The sequence below is a fragment of the Amycolatopsis sp. genome (genome assembly GCF_035276945.1).
Classification (GTDB): Bacteria; Actinomycetota; Actinomycetes; order Mycobacteriales; family Pseudonocardiaceae; genus Amycolatopsis_E.
Genome location: NZ_DATELF010000050.1, coordinates 19,486 through 27,982, shown reverse-complemented (window position 1 = coordinate 27,982; position 8,497 = coordinate 19,486). Strand labels below are relative to the sequence as shown.

Annotated in this window: 9 protein-coding genes, 3 tRNA genes and 1 pseudogene; 4 read left to right on the top strand and 9 right to left on the bottom strand. The window is 66.4% G+C overall.

Annotated features, from left to right (window positions below):
• The coding region (locus VJT49_RS08200; protein ID WP_324164109.1) for an NUDIX domain-containing protein at positions 1–394 on the top strand (394 nt) is incomplete at its 5' end.
• Here VJT49_RS08200 and VJT49_RS08195 read toward each other — a convergent pair.
• The 6 genes from VJT49_RS08195 to VJT49_RS08170 all read right to left on the bottom strand — a co-directional run bounded on the left by VJT49_RS08195 (position 375) and on the right by VJT49_RS08170 (position 3,317).
• Positions 375–929, bottom strand: a complete 555-nt coding sequence (locus VJT49_RS08195; protein WP_324164108.1) for an HD domain-containing protein — start codon at positions 927–929, stop codon at positions 375–377. The two genes, VJT49_RS08200 and VJT49_RS08195, sit on opposite strands and share 20 nt — an antisense overlap.
• A gap of 685 nt (positions 930–1,614) precedes the next feature.
• Positions 1,615–1,688, bottom strand: a tRNA-Phe gene (locus VJT49_RS08190).
• A gap of 30 nt (positions 1,689–1,718) precedes the next feature.
• A tRNA-Asp gene (locus tag VJT49_RS08185) sits at positions 1,719–1,792 on the bottom strand.
• Between the two features lie 13 nt (positions 1,793–1,805).
• Positions 1,806–1,878 (bottom strand) — tRNA-Glu (locus VJT49_RS08180).
• Between the two features lie 196 nt (positions 1,879–2,074).
• On the bottom strand, positions 2,075–2,884 hold the full coding sequence (locus VJT49_RS08175; protein ID WP_324164107.1) for an SCO6745 family protein: 810 nt from the start codon (positions 2,882–2,884) through the stop codon (positions 2,075–2,077).
• 193 nt (positions 2,885–3,077) lie between these two features.
• Positions 3,078–3,317: a hypothetical protein gene (locus VJT49_RS08170; RefSeq protein ID WP_324164106.1), complete on the bottom strand. Its 240-nt coding sequence runs from the start codon at positions 3,315–3,317 to the stop codon at positions 3,078–3,080.
• A gap of 496 nt (positions 3,318–3,813) precedes the next feature.
• Between VJT49_RS08170 and VJT49_RS08165 the strand changes: the two genes are divergently transcribed.
• Complete coding sequence (locus VJT49_RS08165) at positions 3,814–4,233, top strand: hypothetical protein (protein ID WP_324164105.1); 420 nt, start codon at positions 3,814–3,816, stop codon at positions 4,231–4,233.
• Between the two features lie 72 nt (positions 4,234–4,305).
• Here the strand turns inward: VJT49_RS08165 and VJT49_RS08160 are convergent, their stop codons facing one another.
• The gene (locus tag VJT49_RS08160) at positions 4,306–4,509 is read right to left on the bottom strand and encodes a cold-shock protein (RefSeq protein WP_027941311.1); all 204 of its coding nucleotides are present in this window, start codon (positions 4,507–4,509) and stop codon (positions 4,306–4,308) included.
• 399 nt (positions 4,510–4,908) lie between these two features.
• On the opposite strand from VJT49_RS08160, the gene VJT49_RS08155 reads away from it, so the two are divergent.
• The gene (locus VJT49_RS08155; RefSeq protein ID WP_324164104.1) at positions 4,909–6,114 is read left to right on the top strand and encodes a L,D-transpeptidase; all 1,206 of its coding nucleotides are present in this window, start codon (positions 4,909–4,911) and stop codon (positions 6,112–6,114) included.
• A 150-nt stretch (positions 6,115–6,264) separates the two neighbouring features.
• Here VJT49_RS08155 and VJT49_RS08150 read toward each other — a convergent pair whose 3' ends face one another.
• Positions 6,265–6,411: a hypothetical protein gene (locus tag VJT49_RS08150; RefSeq protein WP_324164103.1), complete on the bottom strand. Its 147-nt coding sequence runs from the start codon at positions 6,409–6,411 to the stop codon at positions 6,265–6,267.
• A gap of 104 nt (positions 6,412–6,515) precedes the next feature.
• The gene (locus tag VJT49_RS08145) at positions 6,516–7,868 is read right to left on the bottom strand and encodes an MFS transporter (RefSeq protein ID WP_324164102.1); all 1,353 of its coding nucleotides are present in this window, start codon (positions 7,866–7,868) and stop codon (positions 6,516–6,518) included.
• 108 nt (positions 7,869–7,976) lie between these two features.
• Here VJT49_RS08145 and VJT49_RS08140 point away from each other — a divergent pair.
• Positions 7,977–8,495: pseudogene (locus tag VJT49_RS08140) on the top strand (PaaI family thioesterase).
• Positions 8,496–8,497: the final 2 nt, after the last annotated feature.

The following is an 8,497-nucleotide window of genomic DNA, read 5'->3' as shown; positions in this document are numbered from 1 at the left end:
GCACGGCGACATCCTGGTACACCGGCGAACCGACAACGACCTCTGGGCACTGCCCGGCGGCCAGATGGAATTCGGCGAATCGATCGCGGAGACAGTAGCGCGCGAAGTCTACGAAGAAACCGGACTACGCGTGAAACCGCGTCATGTCATCGCGGTCTACTCGGATCCCAGGCACGTATTCGCCTACAGTGACGGCGAAGTACGGCAAGAATTCTCGGTCTGCATCGCGTGCGACCTAATCGAAGGCGAATTGAAGATCAGCGACGAATCCAAAGAGCTGAAATTCGCTCCCGTCAGCGAAGTTCTCGCACTCAACATGCATCCCCGCATCAGAGCACGCATCACCGACTATCTCAACGACGTCGTCGGCGGCCTCAACCCTGACCAGAGCTAGCTTCCACCCTGTCGCTTGTACGCTCAACGGCACCAAGCAATTCCGGCCACGCTCGCCGAACAAACCGGGAAACCACGTGTTCCGCGCCGTACCGCTCGGTTATCTCCCGTACCCGATCTTCAATGGTCGTCGGCCCGCCGTCAGGTGTCGTTGTCAAGTCGGCCCACCACAGGGCGTCCCGAAGTGGGGTCTTCTCATCCTCGAATTCGGCCAGCTCCGCGGACAAACCCCGTAGCTCAGCCTCCACAGCCGCACATGAATGGTGCGCCACCAGGTGCACCAGCCGTTCCGGCGCACCCAAGCTTCGCAAGTAACGCGCACCGTCGATCGGATGGAACCCGGTATCCACCAGCTCTGGCGCATACCCAACGTCGTGCAGCACCCCCGCCGCCACCAGCAACTCACCGTCCGAGCCAAAGACCGGCGCAGCCATCCGCGCACGCTCACGAACACCCTGCACATGCGCCCACCGACGAGGTAACGCGTCAGCAAGCTTGCCGCCAGCTACCTCCGTCGACCAAGTCACCAGGTCCATGCCACCACCGTAACGGCCACATCAGCGACCCTGAGCCATGGTTACCTTGGTCGTTGCTTGCCGAACTTGGCTCTATGGGATCAAGGCGCGCCGCCGTCGGCGGCGCGCGAGGCCGGCCACGTTGAGAGCCGGGCGGGTGCCGCGTCGCGGCACAAGCCGGGCTGCCGCTCCGCTCCGCCCGGCGAGCCGCGCGGCACAACCGGACAACCGTGCCCGGCAACGCAGCCAACGGCGGCGCGCAGAACCACCGCGACCAATCCGCGCAACGACTGTGCAGCCGCGGTTCACCCAGGGTCCCTCGCTTCTGATCGTCTAACGCTGTGCCACCGGCATCAAGGGCGCCTACGGCGTCGCTGACGCGATGGGCCAAGGCCCACCCTTGACACCGCCGTCACAGCGCTAGGTGCGGCAAGGGCGAGGGGAACGGGGGCGAGTAGCCACCAAGTCCTTTACCGCCATTGTCGGCTCACCACAGGAGGCACGATGCGCCGCACGCCAGCAGGACCCAACCAGACGGCTCTGTGGACGCGAGCCGAACTCCTGAACGTGCTGACTTGCCGTGCCCCCCACGTGCCCCAAGCAACGGCAACCGGCGGTCAACCAAGGTCAACACCGGTCAAGACCAAGATCACCCGCAGACACGAAAAAACCGCCTTGACCTGCGTCAAAGCGGTTCTCACGAGAGTGGCCAGGGCCGGGGTCGAACCGGCGACCTTCCGCTTTTCAGGCGGACGCTCGTACCAACTGAGCTACCTGGCCGGAAACGCCGGCGGTCTGCCAGACGTGTTGCGACCCTGACGGGACTCGAACCCGCGACCTTCGCCGTGACAGGGCGACGCGCTAACCAACTGCGCCACAGGGCCTTGCTGTACTGCGTACTCCCAACGGGATTCGAACCCGCGTTGCCGCCTTGAAAGGGCGGAGTCCTAGGCCGCTGGACGATGGGAGCTCAGCCGGTTTTCGGCGAACCGACCGACCGCGCTCTCAGGGTCCCCCCGGGAGCGAGTACCAGCATAGGGCACGCCCCCTGCGTGTTCCAAACGGGTATCCCCTTAACCCCCAACAGGCCGCCGACCTGGGCAAACGCGCTCAACGTCGCAGGGCCTCCACTGGACGCGGCCTGGATCACGTCGATGTGGGACCGGTCACTCCTCGCGTACGACAGGGGGCCGCGGAACTCCGGAAGTTCTCGAGCCAGTCATGGTCGGCTCGAGTTTCCTCAGCAGGTCAAGCAGTTCCGCCCGTTCCTCGGCCGACAGCGCGGCCTCCAACAGCTCGGCCACCCGCTCGTCGGTGAGGTCTTCGGCGCGGCGCCATCGGTCGAGCAGGTCTACGTTGGCCTGTGCGCGGGCAACCAGCTCGTCCGCCTGCTCGGGCGACCATGCCGTGCGGAGCAGCCGCGTACGGCCACCCTCGGGGTCCGCCACGACAGCCTCGGGCACGGTGACCCCGACCGCGCGCAGGGCCGCGAAATGCAGGCCACCGCGATACTCCCTCAGCACCATCAGCCCGAACCCGACGCGCGCGAGAGCGTCTGCGGGTGGGGGGACCCGCTGCCATCCGGCGAACAGCGCGAGTCCGCTCGCGTCAGCCTTTTGGACGAGCGCGAGAAGCAACTCCGCCAGCCGTTCCGGACGCTCGATCCCGGCCAGGTGCGCCTTGGCCCAGCGCTCGAGCGCCTCGACGTAGGCCTCGACAGCGGCGTCGGCGGTGATCGCCCTTGTGGCCGCGGGAATCACGAGATCCGACAGCCAGCGGGGAAAGATCCCGAACAGTTCGGCCACCACCGCCGGTGGCGGGTCCCCCAAAACGGCGGAGCGGCCCCGCAGGTACAGGGCGCGCCGGCCGACACCGCGCTCGCTCTCCACTTCGGCCAGCTCCGGCGAGGTCATGAACTTCCCGCCCCAGACCTGGACAATCGGCCGCATCTCGCGTGCGGTCTCGATGCTCGACATGCCCACTCCTTATCTTCGCAGGCAATTACAACATCGTTACCGAACCTGTTCGAAGCGCAGGTGCACGCCACAATCGGCCGAAATCATTTGCCCAGCCAGTGAGCAGGCCGGTATGTTCGCCCTTCCAGGGGTGTGGCCAGGGGGCGCACCCCTGGCCACACCATCCGGCGGACTCAACCGCGCATCAGAAACGTCAGCGCTGCACGGGAACCTGGCCGTGCTCGTCCGGCACCAGCCCCAGCATGTCCAGCAACTGCGCACAGTCCTCGGCGTCGAGTGCCCCGGCCGCCACCGCCAGCCGCGCCCGCCGCACCTGGTCGTCCGACACCCGCGGAGCATCCGCCTGCCCGGCGCGCTGGGAGGGCACGCCGCCTCCGGCGTCGCCCCCTTCACACCGAAGGAGGAACTGTCGAACTTCCACCGACCCGCTCATGGCTCCTCCTCGACGTTGCCCGCACGCAAGCGACTTGGCGCGAGGCTAGCGATCGGGAACAGCTCGCCACAGCCCCCCGCAGAGTGAACCTCCTGCGCCCGCCCCGTACGCACAGCCACGATGGGATGAACTACTCCCGACGACCACTTGGCCGTTCGCCGTACTTTTTCGAGCTCACCACTCGCGGACCAGGCCCGAGTCGTGTAACAATCGACTTGCTGACACACCCCCGGTCAGCGCCTGTGGAGATCCCCTCCGACCCCCGCGTTCCTCCCCCTGGCGCGGGGGTCCTCCATTGTTCGGGTCAGTACGTTCGTGCCTTCTCAACGCCCCGAGAGGTTCTGCCAGGACCCGCTTGGGGAGATTTCCGCGAGTTGAGGGCAGGTTGCTACTTTCGGGCACACGGCAGCTCGAATGGAGTAGCTGGGCACCAACTCGGCGTGTGTCTTGGATCACAGTTGATCGAGCGCCGAGATCCAAACGTTATCGTGTCCAAGTGCCTCTTCCATCACTAGGACGTCTCAGCACCCGGACAGCCCTCAAGGCGGTCAACCCCGGGCGTCACCGGAACACGCCGGCCAAGGAGGTTGACACCGCCGCCGAAGACCACGAGCTGACCAGCTACCTCGCGGCGCTCGCTCCCGAATCCGATCCGGAGAGCACGGGCACCGGCAAGCGGTTCGGCGAGGCGCAGGTCTACCAGCTGCGGATGAACCTGGTCGCCAGTGCGCAACTGCGGGACCTGGCACAGGAGCGGGGAACCTCCCCACAGGCCCTCGCCCGCGACTGGGTGCTGGAGCGGCTCTCGTGGGAAGCTCAGGCCGCCTCCGAACAGCGCCGCCAGTTCAGCGACCACTCCGGGACCCTGGACACCGATCAACACGTGTTCAACCAGAACTGGAACGACCCGGCCTAGCCGCGACTCGCCCAAGAACAAGCCCCCGGCGGATGACCCGCCGGGGGCTTGCGACGTTCGTGGCAGGAAGGGTCAGATCACGCGCACCTTCTGGGCCTGCGGGCCCTTCTGACCCTGCCCGACCTCGAACTCCACGCGCTGGTTCTCCTCGAGGGTGCGGAAGCCGCGCCCGTCGATCTCCGAGTAGTGTACGAAGACATCGCCTTCGCCACCGTCCTGGGCGATGAAGCCAAAGCCCTTCTCGGCGTTGAACCACTTCACAGTGCCTTGCGCCACCGCTTTACTCCTCGTTACATCCGCATCGGCAGCCGGGTGAACCGGCGACCGGGCCGCCCCGGGCGGTTCCAACGAGACGAGCAAAGAGCGTGTTCGGCTCCGGGCCCGCGTCAGAAGTTCCGCGAGTGTGAAGCCACGAACACGCAAAACGACGGCCTGCCACGAAGCCTACCGGGATCTGGCGAAATCTGAACCCCTCGCGGCGACCGTTCCTCGATGTCACCGAAACGTCGTACCGCGATCGTGGCAAGATCCACGAACAGACCCGATAGGCTGACTTTGCGCCGGTGAGCGATGTATCAGTGTGGGGAACGTGACGTCTATCACCCCTTTGAGGATCAACGCGGGCGCTCGGGCAGGCGTCTTGTGGGCACTAAGGGGACAAAGGGTAGGGACAAGTTGCTTACGCACAGAATCGCGCGCCGGACGCCGGCACTGGTCGGCCTCATCCTCGCCGCCGCGCTGGGGGTCAGCGCCTGTGGCGGCTCGCCGACCACAACCACGAATCCGGCTTCGGCCGTGCCCAACGGTGGCGGCCAGGCAGCCACCTCCGCCGAACCGGCGAAGTTCACCACCACACCCGCGAACGGCGCCGCGGGAATCGCGCCCACCGATCCGGTGAAGGTCATCGTTTCCAACGGAAAGATCGACAACGTCACGCTTGCCAAGCCGGGCGGCGGCACCGTTGCCGGCCAACTCGCCGACGACAGGACGAGCTGGTCCACCAGCGAGCCGCTCGGCTACGGCAAGAGCTACACCTGGCACGGCACCGCGACCGGCACGGACAACAAGCCGGTCGAGATCTCCGGTTCGTTCACCACGGTGACGCCGAAGAAGCAGATCTCCGGCAGCCTCAACGTCGGCGACGACCAGACCTACGGCATCGCCGTCCCGATCGCGCTCACCTTCAGCAGCAAGGTCACCGACAAGGCCGCCGTGGAGCGCCAGCTGTCCGTGGAGACCACACCGAAGACCGAGGGCTCGTGGGCCTGGCTCTCCGACACCTCGGTGCACTGGCGGCCCAAGGACTACTTCCAGCCAGGCACGCAGGTCAAGGTCGCGGCGAAGATCTACGGGGCGAGCTTCGGCAACGGCACCTACGGCAAGGAGGATGTGACCGCCGGCTTCACCATCGGCCGTTCCCAGGTCGTCAAGGGCGATACCCGAACCCACCACATCCAGGTGATCAGGGACGGCCGGCAGATCGCCGACTACCCGGCCAGCTTCGGACTCGACTCCGACCCCGGCCGGGTCACCCACAGCGGCACCCACGTCGTGATGGGGAAGTTCGCCACCTACTCGATGAGCAACCCGCGCTACAACTACTTCGACGTCAACGTGCCGTGGGCGGTGCGGATCTCCAACAACGGCGAGTTCATCCACGGCCTGGCCGCGTCGATGTGGGCTCAGGGCAAGCGGAACGTGTCGCACGGGTGCGTGAACCTCTCCCCGGCGCGGGCCAAGGAGTACTACGACGGCGCGCTCGTCGGCGACCCCGTGGAGATCACGGGCAGCACGCAGCCGTTGACCCCGTCCGACGGCGACTACTCGGACTGGACGTACTCCTGGGCCGCCTGGACCAAGCTGTCGGCACTGAACAGCTGATCCAAGGGCCGGGAGTTCTACGCGATTTCGGCGCATTCCTCGTGGCGGAGGCGCCGCATCAGGCGGCGCCCGCCAACAAGTGGGAGGCTCAACCCGCGATGAGCCACCCAGCGTGCCGGGCCTCTTCAGGTAGGACGGCGCTTCGCGCCGCTACTTGCGAGGGTCCGGCGGGTTCGGCGGAAGCTCCGTTCCGCCCACTTCGTTCAGCCACGCCGGGACCGGCGTGAGTTGCTGTGTCTGGTCGTCCAGCAACCGGGCCGCCTCCGCTATGCCCGACAGCTCTGTAGGTTCGGTCATCTGTTCCCGCATCCTCCTCCTGGAGTTCCCTATCTTGCCGTGGCGGTGAAGAGTGTTCAACGCGGGTCACGCCCACGCGGACCAGGGGCGTGACCCGCGTCGGGTCACCGGGCGGTGGCGACGCCCCGCGCCGGCGTGGCCTGGACGTCGATCTTCGAGATGGGCACCCGCGCGGTCTCCGGGATGAGCAGGATCGGCACCAGCGCGATCGCCGCGGCGATCATGAGGTAGAACGCGGGCCAGTCCTCGTTGCCCGTGGCGTGGATCAGTGCCGTCACGACCAAGCCACAGGTGCCGCCGAAGACCGAGGTCGACACGTTGTAGCCGATCGCGAAGGACCCGTACCGAACGCGGGTCGGGAACATCGCCGGGAACGTCGACCCGATCACCGCCAGCATCAGCAACAACAGCAGCGCCACCAGGCCGAACCCGACGACCAGCAGCGCGATGCTCCCGCTCTGCATGAGCTTGATCGACGGGTAGCTGAGCACGAGGAACCCGATCGCCGCGGTGAGCAGCATCGGCTTGCGGCCGATCCGGTCGGACAGTGCGCCCAGCGGCGCGATGAGCGCCATCTGCACGACCTCCACCCCGATGATGATCACCGTGGCGGTGTTGTCGTTGATCTTCAGGGTATCCGTGAAGTAGGTCGGCATGGTCGTGAGCAGCATGTAGTCGGCGATGTTCAGCAGCAGCACGATGCCGACCAGGTTCAGGATCATCCGCCAGTTCTGCACCAGGGTCTCCCGCAGCGGCGCCTTCTCCGCCTTCTCCCCGGCCGCTTCCAGCCGCTTGAACTCCGGGGTGTCCTCCAGCTTCGACCGCAGGTACAGCCCGATGAGACCGAGCGGCAGGGCGATGAAGAACGGAATCCGCCACGCCCAGCTCTCCACTTCCGCGGCGGAGAAGGACAGCGTCACGGTCAGGACGACCGCGTTGCCGAGCACGTACCCGGTCAGCGTGCCGAACTCCAGGAAGCTGCCCCAGAACCCGCGACGCCTGGTCGGGGCGTACTCGGCGATGAACGTCGCCGCGCCGCCGTACTCACCGCCGGTCGAGAAACCCTGGATCAGCCGCAACAGCACCACCAGCACCGGTGCGGCGAACCCGATCGCCGAGTAGGTCGGCAGGCAGCCGACCAGGAAGGTGCATCCGGACATCAACAGGATGGTCAGCGCCAGCACCCGCTGGCGGCCGATCTTGTCGCCGAGCGGGCCGAAGAACGCGCCGCCGAAGGGCCGCACCAGGAATCCGATCGCGACCAGTGCGAGCGATTTCAGCACCGCGGTGCCGCTCCCACCCGGAAAGAACACCGTTCCTATACTCGCAGCGATCGCGCCGGAAGTGAACACACCGTAGTCGTACCATTCGGTTGCGTTACCCATCGCCGAGGCGAGAACGGCCCGCTTGACCGTTCTGCGGTCGATTTCCTCCGTCTGAGCCGCTGCTTCCGTCATCTACCCCGACCTCCTTCAGTTCCGTATCAGCGCTCGAAGTTCGCACCATATCCGCTATGGGTAGCAATTTTCTCGCTTCTCTCGGTTCTTGTCTCTTCAATCACCGCGATGACGTGTCCCGGTGAGCGAAGAACGACGCCGCATCCGGAGGCGCCGGGGCCGGGTACCAAGCTGGACACGCACTACGACAGGTGCTTCGGGTGCGGTGACCTGGAAGGTGGGCTGCACATAGTCCACAGTGGGCGAACGGGCACATGTCCACTCGAAATTCGCCGAGGCACATCAGGGTGCGCCCGGACTCACCCACGGCGGGCTACTGGCCTGCGCGTTCGACGAGGCGCTCGGCTCGACCGTCGGCAAAATGCCGCGGCGTCCCGCGGTGACGGGCAGGCTGGAGACCGACTTCGTACGCGCGGTGCCGGTCGGCTCGGCCCTGTACATCACGGCGAAGGTCGACGGCGTCGCCGGGCGCGAGATCTACGCGAGCGCCGAAGGCGGGCCGGTCGCCCTCTGGGCCAGTGCCTGTTCGTCGAGGTCGGCTTCGAGCACTTCACCACGCACGGCCACCCCGACGCGCTGCAAAAGTTCCGCCGCCACAGGGAAGAATCCTGGGAGATCGACCCCTGAAC

Coding starts and splice junctions, on each gene's coding strand:
- VJT49_RS08195 (WP_324164108.1), bottom strand. CDS start 929: ATGGACCTGGTGACTTGGTCGACGGAGGTAGCTGGCGGCAAGCTTGCT.
- VJT49_RS08150 (WP_324164103.1), bottom strand. CDS start 6,411: ATGACCGAACCTACAGAGCTGTCGGGCATAGCGGAGGCGGCCCGGTTG.
- VJT49_RS08175 (WP_324164107.1), bottom strand. CDS start 2,884: ATGTCGAGCATCGAGACCGCACGCGAGATGCGGCCGATTGTCCAGGTC.
- VJT49_RS08170 (WP_324164106.1), bottom strand. CDS start 3,317: ATGAGCGGGTCGGTGGAAGTTCGACAGTTCCTCCTTCGGTGTGAAGGG.
- VJT49_RS08145 (WP_324164102.1), bottom strand. CDS start 7,868: ATGACGGAAGCAGCGGCTCAGACGGAGGAAATCGACCGCAGAACGGTC.